Raw genomic sequence first — 18,391 nt, forward strand, 5'->3', positions numbered from 1 at the left:
TGAAATTGACCTGCCCGCTCGCTCCAGTCAGCGAGTCACGAGTGCCCACACGCGGTGTGATGCGTGGGGCACAGTATTCCACCGGGTCTGCCGTGCCATGACCGAAACATCCGGTCTTGTGCACCTAACTCGATCTCTTAGAGACCGCCTGCCGGGGATTGGTTCGGATCCGGTCCTGACGGCCCCCGCGCGTCTCCGGCGGTGCGTCATGTTCTTCGAGTGTCTCATGGGTGCGAACGGCGCGTAGTGGCACAGACGCGGTCACCTGCGCGAATGGTGCCTACCGTACGGGGGATGCCGTTCTGGCCAAAGATCACTGCGCGGCTGCCGTCGTCGGTGCGGCGGGTGCGGTAAGTGGCGAGAGTACGCAGGGGTTCGCGCCCGCGTACGGCGGAGTTCTGGTCAGTGGTGGTGATCACACAACGGCCGCAAGGCTTGACGAGTTCGATCTCCATGTCGCCGATGCGCAGAAGATCTACCGAGTCCTCTCCGTACGGGCCGAGCCCCTCGATGACGATGTTGGGCCGGAAGCGGTCCATCGGCAGCGGGGACTTCAGGCGCGCGTTGAGGTCCTCCAGCGACTCCGCCGAGATCACGAGGAGCGGGTAGCCGTCGGCGAACGTGAGCGTGCCGCCGCCGCGCGCGGTCTCCCGCCGCCCGGTGAACCGCATGAGCCGGCAGTCCACGTCGAGCAGGGCGCCGAACCAGCCGGCCGCCTCGTCGCCCTGGTCCAGGCCCAGGCAGGTCCCGGCCGGCAGCCGTACCTCGCGCGGTGTCCCCTCCGTACGCCCCTCGTGCACGAGGGGCGCCACGGCGCCGGGGGCGTCCACGACGAGCGTCCCGCCGTCGTAGGAGGGCCGCAGCAGCGCCATGCGCGGCACCTCGCGCTGCGACAGCCGCGCCCCGTCCGGGCGTACGAGCATGAACTCACGGTCGTGCCGGAACCCGGTCGGGGTCACCTCGGCGCTCATCAGCCGGGTGCCCCCGGCGCTCTTGAGCGGATAGACGTTGAGCAGCCGTACGACGGCCGTCACCTCAGGGCCGCGAGGCGCCCGAACATCCCTTCGAGCCGTTCGACGTAACGCTCGGGCCGGCACACGTCGTCCAGCCGAGCCTCGTCGAGGGTCTGTCCCGCCTCGGCGGCGCGCCGGCGCAGGGTCTCACGGAACGGCACGCCGGTCTCCCAGGTCTCCATGGCGGCCTTCTGGACCAGCGGGTACGCCTCGTCGTCGCGGGACATCCCGGCGTTCACCAACTCCAGCAGGACCGCGCTGGTGTAGATCAGGCCGCCCGTGGAGTCGAGGTTGGCCCGCATCCGGTCCCGGTCGACGACGAGGCCCGTGACCAGCCGGTGCGTCAGCCGCAGCATGTAGTCCAGGGCGATCGAGGCGTCGGGCAGCGCGACGCGCTCGGTGGAGGAGTGGGAGATGTCCCGCTCGTGCCACAGGGGTATGCCCTCCATCACCGGCGTGACCTGGGCTCGTACGATGCGCGCCATGCCCGCCAGCCGCTCGGACATGATGGGGTTCTTCTTGTGCGGCATCGCCGAGGAGCCCTTCTGTCCCCGGCCGAACGGCTCCCACAGCTCGCGGACCTCGGTGCGCTGGCCGTGGCGTACCTCCAGCGCGATCGCCTCGCAGACCGTCGCCATGATCGCCAGGGCGGACGTCCACTCGCTGATGCCGTCGCGGATGACCACCTGGGTGGACACGTCGGCCGGCTTGAGACCCAGCTCCGCCGCGACGTGTCGCTCGACCTCGGGGTCGATGTTGGAGTAGGTGCCCACCGCGCCGGAGATCGCGCAGACCGCGACCGCGTCGCGGGCCCGCCGCAGCCGGTCGCGGGACCGGGCCGTCGCGAACGCGAAGTCGGCGACCCGGTGGCCCCAGACGTCGGGCTCGCCGTGAATGCCGTGCGTACGCCCGACACGCAGCGTCGCGCGGTGCTCCAGCGCGTGGTCGCGCAGCGCCGCGACGAGCGCGTCGGCCTTGGCGAGCAGCAGGTCGGTGGCCTCGGTGAGCTGCACCGCGAGCGCGGTGTCGAGCAGATCCGAGGAGGTCATGCCGAAGTGCACGTACGCCGCGGCCTCGCGCGGGACGGTGTTGTCCGCCCACGCGCTCAGGAACGCGATCACGTCGTGCTGGGTGGTCGCCTCGATCTCGGCCACGCGCTCGGCGGTCGGCGGTGGCGCGGCGCGCACGGGTTCGACCGCGTCGGCCGGGACGGTGCCCGCCTTCGCGTGCACCTCCAGCACAAGGGTCTCCACCTTGCACCACAGCTCGTATTTGTGCGCGTCACTCCAGACGCGGCCCATCTCCGGAAGGGTGTAGCGCTCGATCACACGAGCCAGTCTCCCAGGTCGGGCACCTGCGCGAGCGACCGGTGGGTCAGGCCCGCGCCGCGATGTCCGTACGGTGCTGTCCGCCACGCACACGGATGCGCCCGACCGCCTCGTACGCGCGGTCCCGCGCGGTCGCGACGTCCGGCCCGGTGCCGACGACGTTGAGGACGCGCCCGCCGCCGGTGACCGGCAGCCCCCGCTCGGGCTTGGTGCCCGCGTGCAGGACGTAGGCGCCCTCGACCTCCTCGGCCTCCTCCAGGCCCGCGATGGGGTCACCGGTGACCGGGGCGTCGGGGTAGTTCTCCGCCGCGATCACGACGGTGACCGCGGCGCCGGGGTGCCACTCGATGGTCGGCACCGAACCGAGGGTGCCGACCGCGCACGCCTCCAGCAGGCCGGACAGCGGCGTGGCCAGCCGGTCCAGGACGACCTGGGTCTCCGGGTCGCCGAACCGCGCGTTGAACTCGATCACCCGCGGGCCGGCCTCGGTGAGCACGAGCCCGGCGTAGAGCACGCCGACGTAGGGCGTCTCGCGGCGGCGCAGCTCGTCGATCGTGGGCTGGATGACCGTCGAGACGATCTGCTCGGCCAGGTCGGCCGGTGCCCAGGGCAGCGGGGCGTACGCGCCCATGCCGCCGGTGTTGGGGCCCTCGTCGCCGTCGAAGGCGCGCTTGAAGTCCTGCGCCGGCAGCAGCGGCACGGCCGTGACGCCGTCGGTCAGCGCGAACACCGAGACCTCGGGGCCGGAGAGGAACTCCTCGACCAGAACCCGGTCGCAGTCGTCGGCGTGCCGCTCGGCCAGCTCGCGGTCGTCGGTGACGACGACGCCCTTGCCGGCGGCGAGGCCGTCGTCCTTCACGACGTACGGCGGGCCGAACTCGTCCAGGGCGTCGCGTACCTCCCCGGAGTCCTCGCACACGCGCGCGGCCGCCGTGGGCACGCCCGCCTCGGCCATGATCTCCTTGGCGAAGGCCTTGGAACCCTCGATCTCGGCCGCCGCGCGGTCGGGGCCGAAGCACAGGATCCCGGCGCGGCGCACGGCGTCGGCGACCCCGTTGACCAGCGGAAGCTCGGGTCCGATGACGACGAGGCCGATGCCGAGGCGCTGGGCCAGCTCGACCACCGCGATCGGGTCGGTGGGGTCGAGGACGTGGTTGTCGGCGATCGCGGCGGTGCCGTAGTTGCCGGGGGCGCAGTGAAGCGCGGTGACGTCGGGATCTTGGGCGAGGGAACGGATCAGAGCGTGCTCACGTCCGCCCGAGCCGATAACGAGGACTCGCACGCGCAGAGCCTATCCAGATCTGAGGGCCCGACAGGCCCGGTCACCAGGAGGGAAGCCGGAGATGGGTGATTCCGTTATTAACGGGTAGGCCGGTCATCGTGCCGGTACGGACGCGACCGGTGCGCCGGAAAGTGCCGGTAAAAAAGTTGAGAGCGCTGTGAACCGAGCGCCCCACCGAGGCGTCTTCTTACCCGGTATAACCTTAGAGCTTGGTCGATGACGCCAACGAGCCTTAGGAGGTGGTTGTGATGAGTCCTGGTGATCCTTGCGGAAGTGCCGAGATTCCTCCTAGTACAACCCCCTCTACTCGGCGTCCGGTCGCACACGGCGCGCGCTCCCCGTTCTAATCTCGGGCCAACGCGCGCGCTGACGCGTGTTGACCGGGCCGGGGAAGGACCCCAGATGGCCATGACAAAGGTTCGTCCGACCCGCGCGACCCGCGTTCTGTTCAAGCCGCTGAACCGCCCCGGACGCGGCGGCGTACGCACCGCCGCCGACCGCGGCTCCGCCGTCATCGACTGGGCCGCCTACATCGACGGTCAGCGCGTCGACACGCCCGACGTCGCCGACGCGGTGCAGCTCGTACGCGCGCCGGAGTCCGCCGAGGAGTACCCGACCACTCTCTACAGTGGGGCCGAGAACCGCTTCGTGTGGGTGGGCCTGCACGAGCCGGACGCGGCAGAGTTGGAGAGTCTGGCCGAGGTGTTCGGCCTGCACCCGCTCGCGGTCGAGGACGCCATCCACGCGCACCAGCGCCCCAAGTTCGAGCGCTACGACGAGGTCCAGTTCTTCGTGATGAAGACGGTCGGCTACGTCGAGCGCGGCGGCGCCGACGTGGTGCAGACCGGCGAAATCATGATCTTCTGTGGCCCCGACTTCGTGGTCACGGTCCGGCACGGCACCCACGGCGCGCTCGACTCCGTACGCATGCGCCTGGAGGAGAGCCCCGAGCGGCTCGCCCTCGGGCCGGCGGCCGTCCTGCACGCCATCGCCGACCAGGTGGTCGACGGCTACATCTCCGTCGCCGACGCCGTACAGGCCGACATCGACGACGTCGAGGAGTGCGTCTTCTCCGCCGACGCGTCCAACCAGGCCGAGCGGATCTACCGCCTCAAGCGCGAGGTCATCCAGCTCAAGCGCGCGGTCGGCCCGCTCGCCGGCCCGATGCGCAACCTCGCCGGACGCCGCTTCGTACCGGCCGAGATCCGGGAGTACTTCCGCGATGTCGACGACCACCTGTCCCGCGTACGGGAGCAGGTCGAGACGTGCGACGAGCTGCTCACCCCGATCCTGCAGGCGCACCTGACCCAGGTGACCGTCACCGACAACCACGACATGCGCAAGATCTCCGCGTGGGCGGCGATCCTCGCGCTGCCGACCGCGATCACCGGCATCTACGGCATGAACTTCTCGCACATGCCCGAACTGCAGTGGAAGTACGGCTACGCGATGGTCCTCGGCATCATCGCGGCCTCCTGTTACACCCTCTACCGCCGCTTCCGCCGCACCGGCTGGCTCTAGCGTCCCAGCGCTTCGCGGAGTCGATCGGGGTAGTCGGTGACGATGGCGTCGGCGCCGAACGCGACGTACCGGGCCATCTCCGCCGGGTCGTTCACGGTCCACACGACGACGGCCAGCCCTCGATCGTGCGCGGCGGCGACCAGCTCCGGGGTGACCATGACGCGCTTGGGAGAGATCATCGTCGCGCCGGCGGCCTGGGCCGCGGCGACGAGGCCGCCCGCCGGGTCGTGGCCCGCCATCCAGGACGCCTCCAGGGTGTCCGGCTCGACCAGGGCGACACGATCGCCGCCGGGCAGCAGCTCGCGCGCCACCCCGAGGACCCGCCAGTCGAAGGCCAGGATCCGGGACCGCCCGGTCAGTCCGTACGAGTCGAGCACCTTGACCGCGGTGGCCGTGATGGTCTCCACCTCCGGCCACGACGGGTCGGTCTTGATCTCCACCGCGAGGAGCACGTCGTGCGGGGCGACCAGCTCGCAGACCTCGGCGAGCGTCGGCACCTCCGTGCCGGGAAGCGGCGTCTGCGTCTCCGCGAACCGTTCGTGCCGGATGCCCGCGTCGACCGTCTTGACCTGCGCGAGCGTCAGCTCGCGGATCGGCCGCCCGACGTAGGGGAACCCCGGGTCGTCCGGCCGGTACGGCGCGCGGTCGGCGACGGTGTCGGGTCGCAGCGCCTGGTCGTGGTGGAGGACCGGAACGCCGTCGGCGGTCAGCCCGACGTCCAGCTCCAGCACGTCGACCCCCAGCTCCAGCGTCCGCGCGAACCCCGGGACGGTGTTCTCGGGCCACAGCCCCCGTGCGCCTCGATGCCCCTGAATCTCCACGGCGCCAAGAGTAGGGGCAGCGCCCGGGTCACGGTGGCGGGGCCGTCAGCGACCGGTGGTGCTCGCTCATCGCCTCGTTCATGTCCGTGAGGTAGCGGGCGACGGTGTCGAGCTCCTCGTCGGTGAAGCGCGCGCGCACGTCGGCGGCACGGTCACCGAGGGGACGGAAGAAGTCGTACGCGAGCGACCAGGCCTCGGCGGTGAAGTGCAGGTGGACCAGGCGGCGGTCGGTGGACTCGCGGCTGCGGCGCAGGTGCCCGGTGCGTTCGAGGCGGTCGATCGCGGCCGAGACGGCGCCCGTGGTCATCGAAAGGGCGCGGGCGAGGCCGGCCGGCGTGATCGGCGCGCCCTGCCGCTCGGCGTCCATGACGATCCCCAGGGCCTGGAAGTCGGTGCGGTGCATGCCGTGCCGGTCGCAGAAGGCGCGGCCGATGCGGTCCGCCTCGACGGAGTAGCGGCGCAGCAGCGCGTCCAGGGGATCGCGGGAAGGCTCGGTGGGCGGCACATGATCTCCGGAAGCTGGCTGGACGCTCCCTCAAGGATAAGATGACTTCACCGTGAAGTGACTTCACCATCGAGCGACCTGCTGAGTGGGAGGCGATGCGCGTGTGGTCGGCCGTCGCGGGCTTCGTCAGCGGACGCCGTACGAAATGGCTCGTCCTGGCGCTCGCCGCACTGATCACCGGCCTGCTGGTCGGCCTCGGCGCCTCCCCGAAGGTGTCCAACGATCCGGCGGCCGGGCTGCCGGCGTCGGCGGAGTCCAGCAGGGTCGCGGCGCTGCGTGAGGAGTTCCCGTCCGGCCGGGTCACGCCCGCCGTCATCGTGTACGCCCGCGCGTCGGCGCGGCTGAGCGCGCGGGACCTCGCCGCGATCGACGGACGGCGGCCTGGGCTGTCGCGGTCCCGCTGTCCTCCTGCGCGCTCGCCACAGTGTCCGGGGCCAGGCGGGAGGGCCTCAGACGGCGCGGCGACTCCCCCGCGGGTCTCCGAGGACGGGAGGGCCGCCACGGTCGTCGTGCCGCTGGACCGGGCCGCCTCGTCGAAGGAGCTGGCCGCCGCGGTGGACCGGGTGCGCTCGGCCGCCCGCGCGGGCCTGCCCGCCGGGCTCACCGCCCAGGTCACCGGCCCGGCCGGCGTCACCGCCGACCTGGCGGGGGTCTTCGACGGCGCCGACGTGACACTGCTGCTCACGACGGTCGTCGTGGTCGCGCTGCTGCTGATCCTGACCTACCGCAGCCCGTGGCTGTGGCTGGTCCCGCTCGCCGCCGTCGGCGTCGCGGACCAGGTGACGACCGCGCTGGTCGCGATCGTCAGCCGGCACACGGGCCTGAGCGTCTCCAACGCCACGACCGGCATCGTGGAGGTGCTCGTCTTCGGCGCCGGCACCGACTACGCACTACTGCTGATCGCCCGCTACCGCGAGGAACTGCGCACGACATCCGACCGCCACGAGGCGATGCGAAGCGCCTTGCTGCGCGCGGGACGGAGCATCGTCGCGAGCGGCGGCACCGTCGCCCTGAGCCTGGCCAGCCTGGTCTTCGCCACCCTCCCGAGCGACACGGGCATCGGCCTGGCGAGCGCGGTCGGCGTCATCTGCGCCCTGCTGTCCGGCCTCCTGCTCCTACCCGCCGCCCTGGTCACCTGCGGCCGATGGCTGTTCTGGCCCGTGGTCCCCCGAGCCCCCGCCCACCACACGCCCGAAACCGAAAGCCGGCCGACCGCCCCCGACCGCGACGGGAGCGGGTCGGAGCCCCCCGGGAACGAAGCCGAGCGCCGTGAGGGCGGGGCCGAGCCTGAGCGCCGCGTGGGCGGGGCGGGCGGGGTTGAGCGCCATGGGGGCGGGGCCGAGCGTGGCGCGGGTGACTCCGAGCGCCACGTGGTCGCGGCGGAGCGGACAGCGGGCGGGGTCGAGGCCCGCGTGAGCGGGGCGGAACGTCATGAAGGCGGGGCCGAGCGCGACGCCGGCGAGACCGAGCATGGCGTGGCAGACCCTGAGCGTCGCACCGGCCGGACCGAGCATGGTGTGGGCGACCTTGAAAGACCTATCGGCGAGCCCGGGCGGCGTGTGGGCGTACGTGAGCGGCTTGCGGGCGGGGTCTGGTTCCGGGTGGGGCAGGTGGTGGCGCGTCGGCCCCGGAGCGTCGTCGCCGTCTCTCTCGTGCTGCTGGCCGTTCTCGGCGCGGGCCTGTCCGGTGCGCACCTCGGCCTGTCCCAGGCCGACCGTTTCCGTACCAAGGCCGAGTCCATCGACGGCCTGGCCACCCTCTCCGCCCACTTCCCGGCCGGCGCCTCCGACCCCGTCACCGTCATCACGGCCCCCGCGCAGGCCCAGACCGTGCTGCGGACCGCCCGGACCACTCCCGGCGTCGCGTCGGCCGCCGTCGCCGAGACCGGTGTGCGGCGCGCCCGTATCGACGTGGTTCTGCGCGCCGCGCCCGACACCGGCGCGAGCTACGCCGCCGTCCGCGCGCTGCGCGACCGCCTCCATGCCGTCCCCGGCGCGCACGCCCTCGTCGGCGGAACGGTCGCCACCGACCTGGACACCAGAGACGCCGCAGTGCGCGACCAGCGGGTCGTCATCCCGATCGTCCTGGCGATCGTGCTGGTCATCCTCATCTGGCTGCTGCGGGCCCTGGTCGGGCCGGTGCTGCTCGTCCTCACCGTGGTGGCGAGCTTCGCCGCCGCGCTCGGCGGCGCGAACTTCGCCTTCACCCACTGGCTGGGCTACCCCGCGCTGGACACGTCCGTCCCCCTGCTCGCCTTCCTCTTCCTGGTGGCGCTCGGGGTCGACTACAACATCTTCCTCGTCAGCCGGGCCCGCGAGGAGGCCGTGCGCCAGGGCACGCGGGCCGGCGTCCTCACCGCCCTCACGCTCACCGGAGGGGTGATCACCAGTGCGGGGGTGCTGCTCGCGGCCGTCTTCGCCGTCCTCGGTGTGCTGCCTTTGATCACTTTGACCGAGCTGGGCGTCATCGTGGGGTTCGGCGTGCTCCTGGACACCCTGCTCGTACGCACGCTGCTCGTTCCCGCGCTGGTCACGATCTGCGGTCGGCGATTCTGGTGGCCCGGAGGACTCTCCCGCGAGGACGGCGCCGGGCGGGCCGGTGAGGCGCCGCCCGTACGCGCGTCTCCGGTCAGATGAACGAACGGACCTGCACGGTCTGGTCGCGGCCGGGGCCGACGCCGATCGCCGAGATCTGTGCGCCCGACATCTCCTCCAGCGCGCGGACGTAGTCGCGCGCCTTCTCCGGCAGGTCGTCGAAGACCTTGGCGCTGGAGATGTCCTCCTGCCAGCCGTCGAGGTAGGTGTAGATCGGCTTGGCGTGGTGGAACCCCGTCTGAGTCATCGGGATCTCGTCGCACCGCTCGCCGTCGATGTCGTACGCCACGCAGACCGGCACCCGCTCCAGGCCGGACAGGACGTCCAGCTTGGTCAGGAAGTAGTCCGTGACGCCGTTGACCCGCGTGGCGTACCGGGCGATCACCGCGTCGAACCAGCCGCAGCGCCGGTTGCGGCCCGTCGTGACGCCGTACTCCCCGCCGGTCGTGCGCAGCCACTCGCCGGTCTCGTCGAGCAGCTCGGTCGGGAACGGTCCCGAGCCGACACGCGTGGTGTAGGCCTTCAGGATGCCGATCACCTTGGTGATGCGCGTCGGGCCGACGCCCGAGCCCGCGCAAGCGCCGCCCGAAGTCGGGCTGGAGGAGGTGACGAACGGGTACGTGCCGTGGTCGACGTCGAGGAGCGTGCCCTGCGCGCCCTCCAGCAGTACGACCTTGCCCTCGTCGAGCGCGCGGTTGACGACGAGCGCGGTGTCGGCGATGTGCGGGCGCAGCCGCTCGCCGTACGCCACGAACTCCTCGACGATCGACTCGGGCTCGATGGCGCGCCGGTTGTAGACCTTGGCGAGGATCTGGTTCTTGTCGCGCAGCGCGAGTTCGAGCTTCTGCGCCAGGATGCCCGGGTCGAGCAGGTCCTGCACCCGGATGCCCATCCGCGCGATCTTGTCGCCGTACGCCGGGCCGATGCCGCGGCCGGTCGTACCGATCTGGGCCTTGCCGAGGTAGCGCTCGGTGACCTTATCGAGCGCCTTGTGGTGCGGCATGATCAAGTGGGCGTTGGCGGAGATCAACAGGCGGTCGCACGAGATGCCGCGCTCCTGTAGCCCGTCGATCTCCTCCAACAGCACACCTGGGTCGATGACCACGCCATTGCCGATGACGGGCACGACCTCCGGGGAGAGCACTCCCGACGGAAGCAGGTGCAGCGCGTAGGACTGGTCGCCGATCACGACCGTGTGTCCCGCGTTGTTCCCGCCCTGGTAGCGGACGACAAAGTCGACGTCACCGCCGAGAATGTCGGTGGCCTTCCCCTTGCCTTCGTCACCCCACTGGGCGCCGACGAGCACGATGGCCGGCATCGGTGTTCTCCCTGACATCGACGAAGCCCCTGCGCAAGCGGCGACAGGGGCTCTTGCGATCAGAGCGTACCCGCCGGATGGCCACCAGGAAAACGGACATAGCTCCTTGAGCGACCAGTTAGGTGGCGAGAACCTCGACGGCCGCCGAGCTGCTGTCCCGCAGGAACGTCCGGCAGCGGTCGGCCTCCTCCTTGTCGCCGATCGCCGCGGACGCACGGGCGAGCGCGTGCAGTGAGCGGAGGAAACCTCGGTTGGGCTCGTGCTGCCAGGGGATCGGGCCGTGGCCCTTCCACCCGGAGCGACGTAGCTGGTCGAGCCCCCGGTGGTAGCCGGTACGGGCGTAGGCGTAGGACTCGATGACGTCCCCGTTACCGAACGCGCGGTCGGCGAGTTCCGCCCATGCCGCTGGGTGACCGGGGAATCGGGCGGCGACTTCGAACGGGTCCACGCCGGCTTCGAGAGCCTGGCGGGCCTCCGGGTTGTCCGGCAGCTCGGTCGGGGGTGGCCCTCCGAGGAGGTTCTGTTGCTCCATGTGCTCATCCTGCCCAATCGGCGGCCGTTCTCCTATTCCGCCGATCGGACAAGTTGGGCCAAAAGTCGATCTCGTGGGCGGGCGCGGTCCGCGCCCGCCCACCGGAGACGCTTGCGTCAGCCGAGCTTCTTGCCCGAGGACAGGAGGTTCTCGCAGGCGTGGGCGATGCGCTCCGCCATGCCCTTTTCCGCCGACTTACCCCACGCGCGCGGGTCGTAGGTCTTCTTGTTGCCCACGTCGCCGTCGACCTTGAGGACGCCGTCGTAGTTCTTGAACATGTGGTCGGCGACCGGCCGCGTGAAGGCGTACTGCGTGTCGGTGTCGATGTTCATCTTCACGACGCCGTACGACACGGCCGCGCGGATCTCCTCAAGGGTCGAGCCGGAGCCGCCGTGGAAGACCAGGTAGAACGGCTTCTCCTGGCCGTGCTTGGCGGCCACCGCCTCCTGGATCTCCTTCAGCACCTCGGGCCGCAGCTTGACGTGCCCCGGCTTGTAGACGCCGTGGACGTTGCCGAACGTCGCGGCGAGCAGGTAGTGGCCGCGGTCGCCGAGCCCGAGCGACTCGACGGTCGCCAGGGCGTCCTCGACCGTGCTGTAGAGCTTCTCGTTGATCTCTCCGACGACGCCGTCCTCTTCGCCGCCGACGACGCCGATCTCGACCTCGAGGACGATGTTGGCCTTGCGGGCCTCCTCGAGAAGCTCGGCCGCGATGGAGAGGTTCTCATCCAGCGGCACCGCCGAGCCGTCCCACATGTGGGACTGGAACAGCGGGTTCTGACCGGCGGCGACCCGCTCCTGCGAGATCTTCAGCAGGGGCCGGACGAAACCGTCGAGCTTGTCCTTGGGGCAGTGATCGGTGTGCAGAGCGATGTTGACGGGGTACTTCGCGGCGACGACGTGCGCGTACTCGGCGAGCGCGGTCGCACCCGTGACCATGTCCTTGACCGTGCTGCCGGAGAGGTAGTCCGCCCCGCCCGTCGAAACTTGGACGATGCCGTCACTCTCGGCCTCGGCGAAACCGCGCAGGGCGGCGTTGAGCGTCTGGCTCGACGTGACGTTGATCGCGGGGTAGGCGAAGCCCTCACGTTTTGCCCGGTCGAGCATTTCCGCGTAGACCTCAGGGGTCGCGATGGGCATGACAGTGTTCCTTCCTTGGGGCGTGGCTCCCGGCGGGTCGGTTCCAGTATCTCGAAATCGTTGCCCGGCGGAGACCAGGGCACACCTACCGGTACGCTCGGCGAGTGGTTGCCGCCGTGAACGTCCTGGATCCCAAGTCCCTCATCCAGACTTTCGGGCTCATCGGAGTCCTGGTCATCGTCTTCGCCGAGACGGGGCTGCTCGTCGGGTTCTTTCTCCCTGGTGACACGCTACTGGTCACCGCGGGGATCTACACGGCGGCGGGTACCACCCTCGCCCACCCGCTGCCGCTTCCCGTCCTGATGATCGGCGCGCCGGTGGCCGCGGTCGCGGGTGCGCAGGTCGGCCACTTCCTCGGCGCAAAGTACGGGCGGAGGCTGTTCGACCGCCCGAGATCCCGGATCTTCCGCCAGGACCACGTGGACAAGGCCGAGCACTACTTCAACAAGTTCGGTCCCGCCAAGGCCGTGGTGCTCGCGCGGTTCATCCCCGTCGTCCGTACGTTCCTCAATCCGCTCGCCGGGATGCTCGAGATGTCGGCGATCAGATTTTTTGTGTGGAATGTCGTTGGTGGGGTTGTCTGGACCGAAACGATCATCCTGATCGGTCGATTCCTCGGCGACCGGGTGAAGGGGATCGACAAGTATGTGCTGCCAGTGGTCGCACTGGCGGTCCTGGTGTCGGTGGTGCCGGTGTTGCGTGAGGTGCTCCGCGGCCGGCGCTCAGATGGGGACAAGACGCCCAAGACGCACCAACCAACTGGCCGTCACCGTCGCTGACGGTGCCTGGTTATCGCTAACCTCCCTCTGTGGGACGTCACCGGTCGGACCCTATGGGTCTCGCACGCATAGCCATTGCGGTCATCGCCGTGGTGCTGGCCTTCGGTCTGTTGATCATCGGTGGCATCGCGCTCTGGGGAGCGCTCACGAGCAAAGACGGTGAGAAACCGAACGCCGCGTCGCCCACTCCATCGAGTGTGAGCACCAAGCCGAAGGCACCGTCGAGCCAGATCGGCAACACCGTCTTGATCCACTGCCTCTCGGTGCAGTGCGCGGTGTTCGTGTCCGGTCCCGGCGCCACTGACGTGCAGTTCAACGGCAGCCTCACCCAGAACGAGCGCCGCATCTTCAACGAGACCCAGCTCACCGTCGCCATCCAGGACAACAGCACGGTGACCGTGACGATCAACGGGAAGCTGCAGCCCCGGGCCAAGACCTACCAGATCCCCTAGATGCGGTACTCGATGCGGTAGGCGAGACTCAGCCGAGCCCGAGGTCGGTCAGGGTGAACACCGACCGATATTCGAGCCCGGCCTCCTCGATCCGCGGCTGCGCGCCACGCTCGACGATGGTGGCCACCCCGGCGATCTCCGCGCCCGCCTCGCGCAGCGCCTCGACCGCGGTCAGTACGGAGTTGCCGGTCGTCGAGGTGTCCTCGACGGCGAGCACCCGCCGCCCGGCCACGTCCGGGCCCTCCACGCGCCGCTGCAACCCGTGCGCCTTGCCCTCCTTGCGTACGACGAAGGCGTCGAGACGCCGTCCGCGCGCCGCGGCGGCGTGCAGCATGGCGGTCGCGACCGGGTCCGCGCCGAGCGTCAGCCCGCCGACCGCGTCGTACCCGAGGTCCTCGGTGAGGTCGAGCATCGCCCGCCCCACGAGCGGCGCGGCATGCCCGTCGAGCGTCACCCGGCGCAGGTCGACGTAGAAGTCGGCCTCCCGTCCGGACGACAGGACCACCCTGCCGTGCACGACCGCCTTGTTCTTGATCTCGGCGAGGAGATCGTCCCGGTCCGTCATGCCCGAAACTGTATCCATGACACCGGGCACCATCATCCTGCTGCACAGTCCGCTGACCACCGCGTCGGCGTGGGGCTCGCTGCCCGCGGAGCTCGGCGCGTACGACGTCGTGGTGCCCGAGGTCGCCGACGACGACCGGCCGCCGTACGGAGGCCGCTACGTGGCGCGGGCCGCGCTGGAGATCATGGGGACCGGGGCGAGGCCTCCGGTCGTGCTCGTGGCGCACGGCGCCGCGGGGCCCCTGCTGCCGCCGCTCGGTGCGGCGCAGCGCGCGGCCCACCGGCTCGTGGGCGCGTACGTCTTCGTGGACGCGCTCCTGCCGGGGAGCAAGGTGCTCGGGTACGCGGAGGACGAGGCGCCGCCCCCGGGGGTCACCCTGCGTGTTCGCGGCGCGGACTTCTTCGCCGAAGAACCTCCTCTGCCCCAGGACTGGCCGGACGCACCGTGCGGTTACCTGCGTACCTCCGAGCGTCACGAAGACCAGGTCAGGCAGGCGAGGATGCGCGGATGGCCGGTCGCCGAGCACCTGGCCGGCCACTTCTCGGCGGCCGAGGATCCGGCCGGTACGGCGCGTGCGCTGGGCAACCTCATGTCGACGCTGTGAGATATTCCGCCGCCCGAGAACTGGGTGATACCGTCGCCGAACGGACGTGAGGACGCTGCAGGCTTCGGAAGTCACGCTGTGTCGCCACGCGACTCGACATACAGTTACGGGTGAGCGAGTCAACGGTGACACGCGGGAGAAGTCGGGCCATCCAAGCGTAAGTAAGCCGCATGCACCCCATACTCCGCAGGAGCTTCCAATTACAGGATCGGCATACGCCAGCGGCGGACTTCACTACGCTTTGGTTGCCCAAGGTCGCTCGCCGGCTCGAAAGCTCACCCGTGGGTCGCAGATATAGGGTCTCGTGCCGAGGAAGGGGCGGTGTCGCGTGGATCGCTGCGCGCTGTTCGTTGATGCCAGCTATCTCCTGGCGGACGGCGCGATGGCGGTGCACGGAACCCGCCGCCGCGAGTCCGTCTCCTGGGATTTCAGCGGTCTCCTGCAGCTTCTCGGCAACCTTGCGCGGGAGCGCACCGGGCTGCCGCTGCTGCGCTGCTACTGGTACGAGGCGACCGTCGAGGGTCGCCGCTCGCCCGAGCACGACGCGCTCGCCGACCTGCCGGGCATCAAGCTCCGCCTCTCGCGCATCCGCCCCGGCCGCCGTGAGGGTGTCGACACCGAGATCCACCGTGACCTGATGACCCTCGCCCGCAACGGCGGCGTCGCCGACGCGGTCGTCGTGAGTGGCGACGAGGACATCGCCCCCGTGATCGCGGAGGCCCAGGACCACGGCGTGCGCGTGACCGTGGTGCACGTCGCGGTCGACGGCAACTGGACCATCTCGCGGGTGCTCCGGCACGAGTGCGACGACCTCATCGAGATCGGCTCCGGGCACCTGCGGCCGTACGTCAACCTGCTGGCCGGCGTGGACACCTCCTCGCCGCCGCTGTCCAACGGCCACTCGACGTCGAGCGGGCACTCCAGCGGCGCGCTGACGCCGCTGCACTCGCCCTCGCATCACGCGAGCCCGCCGCCGAGCACGCCGATCACCGCGCACCCGCAGCTCGGCAGCCCCAGCTCGTCCCCGTCCGGCCTGGGCCAGCCGCCGAGCGCCGGCTCGTCGCTGCCGCCGCTGCGCTCCGCGCCGTCGCACGCCGCGCCGACGCCGCCCATCATCCCGCCCCAGCCGATGAGCTCACCGCCGGGCGGTTCCTCGCCCGGCCGCACCCTCACGGGCTCGACGAGTCCGCCGCCGAGCAACAACAGCGGGCCGCAGTACGTCCAGCAGCCCGTTGGGCCCTACACCGGTCCGCAGCAGATTCCGCCGCCGCAGCCGCAGCAGTCCACGCCGACGCTCTCCGACGCCGTCAAGGCCGCGCACCAGGAGGGTCAAGATTTCGGCGAGTCGGTCGCGCGCGACGCCCCGGCTCTCTGGCTCGAAGCGGTGCTCGCCCGCAAGCCGCGAATGCCGTCCGACCTTGAGGCCCGGCTGCTCCAGGGGTCGTCGCTGCCGATCGACTTTCTGCTGCATGACGAGGTGCGACACGCGTTGCGGCGTGGGTTCTGGGACGCACTCGAACGCTCACGCCGCGTATAGCCTTCTCGCGGCGGGGCCTTCCCGGCCGGCGACCCTCTGTGCGATGTCTCACCGATGATGCGAAATGACCAGATTCGCAGCAGGTGCGCCGGGTAGCGTCTAGAAGGTGACGCATGTGACCGAAGACGATCTCGATGACCTGGAGTTCGACACGCTCCGCACGGGCGACCATGCCTCAGCGGCCCGGCGTTTCGTCGAGCTCGCCGAGACGGTCTCAGGCGGCGTGTCGCGCGCCAGCCTGTTGCTGCGTGCGGGTGAACAGTGGCAGCACGCGGGAGACCACGCCAAGGCGGCGGAGACGTTCCGGAACGCCCTCGCCGACGGCGGTGATACCTATGGTGATCCGCGCATCTATCTTGCCGGAGCCCTCTTCGAGCTGGACGACCGTGACGAGGCGCGCAGGCTGATCGAACAGGTGCGGTCGGAGTCGCCGCGAGACCCCGAGATCTACCGCGCGGTGGCCGAACTCCTCTACGAGCAGGGCGAGCTGGTCGAGGCCCACGACTGGAGCACGGCAGGGGCCGACCTGGCCCGGGCGGACGATCCGGACAGCCTCGAAGGGCTGCTGCGGATCCGCTACCGGTCCCGGCTCGACCTCCGCCGGCCCGAGGATGAGTACGACGCGTTGCTGGACCAGCTCCTGAAGAAGACCGACGAGGCCCCCGACACGCAATTTCGTTAGAGGTGGGGGATCTTCGACAGGGACGCGTGGTCGATCTCGTACAGCTTCGTGTCCGGATCGACCGCCTCCCAGCGTACGGACGCGGTGGAGCCGTCGACGTGCAGCGTGGCCACCGCGTTGTGGAACCACGGGCCGTGGCTGAGCCGCCACCGCATCGCCGTCTTGGGCACCCCGGCGAGCCGGGCCAGCGCCCGCGCCGGGCCGTCGGTGATCCGCCCGTACGCCGCCCGCTGGATCATGCGGTACTTCCACGGCAGGTGGTTGCGCATCGGTGAGCAGACGACCTGAGAGATCGGCGTCGGGGTGTCGGCGACCCGGGCGAGGTAGGAGTAGTGCACGTCGCCGGAGAGCAGCGCGATGCTCTCCGGGCCGTCCTCCCGGCACGCGACCTCAAGGAGCGTGTCCGAGAGCGCGCTGAAGGACGCCTCGAACGCCGCCCAGTGCTCCAGGTCGGCGCCCTGCCGGATCTTCTCGCCGAGCCGGGCCAGCCGCTTGCCCCACGCGCCGCCGGCGAGCGCCTCGTCGAATGACTCCATGTGGTGGATGGTCGCCGGCAGCAGGAACGGCAGCGACGTCGCGACGATCAGGTGGTCGACGTCGCCGCGGCACTGCTCCTGCACCCAGGCGAGTTCGTCGTCGTCCAGCATGGCCCTCGTGCCGTCGCGCAGCACGCGCCCGCAGCGGCTGTCCACGACGATGAGCCGGGTGCGCCCGTAGTCGTGGGCGTAGCTCCAGCGAGTGCCGTCCGCCTGCTCGTCGGCGCGCTCGGCGAACTCGTCGACGAGTGCGCCGGCGTCGCCCTCGGCGTCCAGGACGGCATGGTAGAGCGGATCCTTGGCGCGCTCGGCCGCGGACATGTTGCCCAGGTGCTGGTAGACCCAGTAGGAGCCGAGCCCGCCGACGATCCGGCCGTGCCACCACGGATTGGCGCGGATGTCGCGCAGCCAGGTCTCTGAGGTGTTCCAGTCGTCGCGTACGTCGTGGTCGTCGAAGACCATCAGCGTGGGCACGGTCGACAGCAGCCAGCGCACCATCGAGTCGTCGGTCCACGCGAGCTGGTAGAGCTTGGTGTACTCCTCGTAGTCGGCGATCTCCAGGCCCGGCGGCTCGTCGACGTCCCGGCGCTCCTTGATGAACTCCTGCATCTCCGGGCCGGTCTCGTCGGCGTACACCTGGTCGCCGACCATCAGGAGCAGGTCCGGCCACTCGTGCCCGGCCGCGAGACGGCGGGCGTAGGCCCCGAGCGCGTCCGGCCCGTGGACCTCTTCCCTGCCGGGGGCGACCCGGCACGACCCGAAGGTGATCCGGTGCGTGTCGTCGGGCCCGGGGACGCGGATCCGGCTGGGCGGCGTGCCGCGCTCCGGCCACACGGTGTCGCCGTCGAGCGCGACCTCGTAGGTCGTGTCCGATCCGGGGGCGAGGTTCTCGACCTGGACGAGCGCGTAGTGGTGGCCGTGGACGGTGAACGTGTGCGCCGTGGCGTCGAGCACCTGAACGTCGCACGGCTGGTCCGTCTCGACCCAGACGGCGGCCGTGTCGGGGCCGACGTGGCGGAGCAGGGGACCAACGATGAGTCGCGTCATAAATGTATGGATTACGCCACAACCGGCGCCGCCGTCTACCTGGGTAGCGGGGTCACCCGCCGGGCGGGCGACGGATCGCCCGCCCGGACAGGGCCTCAGACGGCGGGGACGCTCGGCTTGACGGTCAGCGTGTCGG

Annotated in this window: 17 protein-coding genes; 7 read left to right on the forward strand and 10 right to left on the reverse strand. The window is 70.6% G+C overall.

The genetic code is table 11. The annotated features are described in order from the left end of the window. Positions 1–224: 224 nt before the first annotated feature. The 3 genes from QWU11_RS10980 to purD are packed head-to-tail and all read right to left on the reverse strand — an operon-like array spanning position 225 to position 3,623. Positions 225–1,034: an MOSC N-terminal beta barrel domain-containing protein gene (locus tag QWU11_RS10980; protein WP_290105028.1), complete on the reverse strand. Its 810-nt coding sequence runs from the start codon at positions 1,032–1,034 to the stop codon at positions 225–227. After that, complete coding sequence (purB, locus tag QWU11_RS10985; protein ID WP_290105029.1) at positions 1,031–2,341, reverse strand: adenylosuccinate lyase; 1,311 nt, start codon at positions 2,339–2,341, stop codon at positions 1,031–1,033. The genes QWU11_RS10980 and purB overlap by 4 nt, the downstream gene beginning before the upstream one ends. Before the next feature lie 46 nt (positions 2,342–2,387). Continuing rightward, a complete protein-coding gene (gene purD, locus QWU11_RS10990; protein WP_290105030.1) occupies positions 2,388–3,623 on the reverse strand; it encodes a phosphoribosylamine--glycine ligase in 1,236 nt (411 codons plus the stop codon). 408 nt (positions 3,624–4,031) lie between these two features. On the opposite strand from purD, the gene corA reads away from it, so the two are divergent. Next, a complete protein-coding gene (gene corA, locus QWU11_RS10995; RefSeq protein ID WP_290105031.1) occupies positions 4,032–5,144 on the forward strand; it encodes a magnesium/cobalt transporter CorA in 1,113 nt (370 codons plus the stop codon). Here corA and QWU11_RS11000 read toward each other — a convergent pair. Next, complete coding sequence (locus QWU11_RS11000; protein ID WP_290105033.1) at positions 5,141–5,965, reverse strand: glycerophosphodiester phosphodiesterase family protein; 825 nt, start codon at positions 5,963–5,965, stop codon at positions 5,141–5,143. The two genes, corA and QWU11_RS11000, sit on opposite strands and share 4 nt — an antisense overlap. Before the next feature lie 28 nt (positions 5,966–5,993). Beyond that, positions 5,994–6,470, reverse strand: coding sequence for a MarR family transcriptional regulator (locus QWU11_RS11005; RefSeq protein WP_290105034.1), 477 nt, complete (start codon positions 6,468–6,470; stop codon positions 5,994–5,996). A gap of 95 nt (positions 6,471–6,565) precedes the next feature. Between QWU11_RS11005 and QWU11_RS11010 the strand changes: the two genes are divergently transcribed. Beyond that, complete coding sequence (locus QWU11_RS11010) at positions 6,566–9,106, forward strand: MMPL family transporter (protein WP_290105035.1); 2,541 nt, start codon at positions 6,566–6,568, stop codon at positions 9,104–9,106. On the opposite strand, the gene QWU11_RS11015 is transcribed toward QWU11_RS11010, so the two are convergent. The 3 genes from QWU11_RS11015 to fbaA form a co-directional block, all read right to left on the reverse strand. After that, on the reverse strand, positions 9,099–10,382 hold the full coding sequence (locus QWU11_RS11015) for an adenylosuccinate synthase (protein ID WP_290105036.1): 1,284 nt from the start codon (positions 10,380–10,382) through the stop codon (positions 9,099–9,101). The genes QWU11_RS11010 and QWU11_RS11015 overlap by 8 nt on opposite strands. A 118-nt stretch (positions 10,383–10,500) precedes the next feature. Further along, positions 10,501–10,914: a DUF3151 domain-containing protein gene (locus tag QWU11_RS11020; RefSeq protein WP_290105037.1), complete on the reverse strand. Its 414-nt coding sequence runs from the start codon at positions 10,912–10,914 to the stop codon at positions 10,501–10,503. A 116-nt stretch (positions 10,915–11,030) separates the two neighbouring features. Next, entirely contained in the window at positions 11,031–12,053 is a 1,023-nt protein-coding gene (gene fbaA, locus QWU11_RS11025) for a class II fructose-bisphosphate aldolase (RefSeq protein WP_290105038.1), read from the reverse strand. 104 nt (positions 12,054–12,157) lie between these two features. On the opposite strand from fbaA, the gene QWU11_RS11030 reads away from it, so the two are divergent. Together QWU11_RS11030 and QWU11_RS11035 are read left to right on the forward strand one after the other, a co-directional pair. Beyond that, complete coding sequence (locus tag QWU11_RS11030; RefSeq protein WP_290105039.1) at positions 12,158–12,832, forward strand: DedA family protein; 675 nt, start codon at positions 12,158–12,160, stop codon at positions 12,830–12,832. Between the two features lie 89 nt (positions 12,833–12,921). Next, positions 12,922–13,284: a hypothetical protein gene (locus tag QWU11_RS11035; protein ID WP_290105040.1), complete on the forward strand. Its 363-nt coding sequence runs from the start codon at positions 12,922–12,924 to the stop codon at positions 13,282–13,284. A 28-nt stretch (positions 13,285–13,312) separates the two neighbouring features. Here QWU11_RS11035 and pyrE read toward each other — a convergent pair whose 3' ends face one another. After that, entirely contained in the window at positions 13,313–13,849 is a 537-nt protein-coding gene (gene pyrE / locus QWU11_RS11040) for an orotate phosphoribosyltransferase (RefSeq protein ID WP_290105041.1), read from the reverse strand. A 16-nt stretch (positions 13,850–13,865) separates the two neighbouring features. Here pyrE and QWU11_RS11045 point away from each other — a divergent pair, with 16 nt between their 5' ends. The 3 genes from QWU11_RS11045 (at position 13,866) to QWU11_RS11055 (ending at position 16,672) form a co-directional block, all read left to right on the forward strand. Beyond that, positions 13,866–14,453 (forward strand): hypothetical protein, encoded by a 588-nt coding sequence (locus QWU11_RS11045; protein WP_290105042.1) that lies wholly within the window; start codon positions 13,866–13,868, stop codon positions 14,451–14,453. Between the two features lie 328 nt (positions 14,454–14,781). Continuing rightward, the gene (locus tag QWU11_RS11050; RefSeq protein WP_290105043.1) at positions 14,782–15,990 is read left to right on the forward strand and encodes an NYN domain-containing protein; all 1,209 of its coding nucleotides are present in this window, start codon (positions 14,782–14,784) and stop codon (positions 15,988–15,990) included. 115 nt (positions 15,991–16,105) lie between these two features. Next, positions 16,106–16,672, forward strand: coding sequence for a tetratricopeptide repeat protein (locus tag QWU11_RS11055; RefSeq protein WP_290105044.1), 567 nt, complete (start codon positions 16,106–16,108; stop codon positions 16,670–16,672). Here QWU11_RS11055 and QWU11_RS11060 read toward each other — a convergent pair. Then, positions 16,669–18,255, reverse strand: a complete 1,587-nt coding sequence (locus tag QWU11_RS11060) for an alkaline phosphatase D family protein (RefSeq protein WP_290105045.1) — start codon at positions 18,253–18,255, stop codon at positions 16,669–16,671. The genes QWU11_RS11055 and QWU11_RS11060 overlap by 4 nt on opposite strands. Positions 18,256–18,391 lie beyond the last annotated feature (136 nt).

It is taken from the genome of Actinomadura sp. DC4, assembly GCF_030406325.1.
In the GTDB taxonomy this organism is placed as follows: domain Bacteria; phylum Actinomycetota; class Actinomycetes; order Streptosporangiales; family Streptosporangiaceae; genus Actinoallomurus.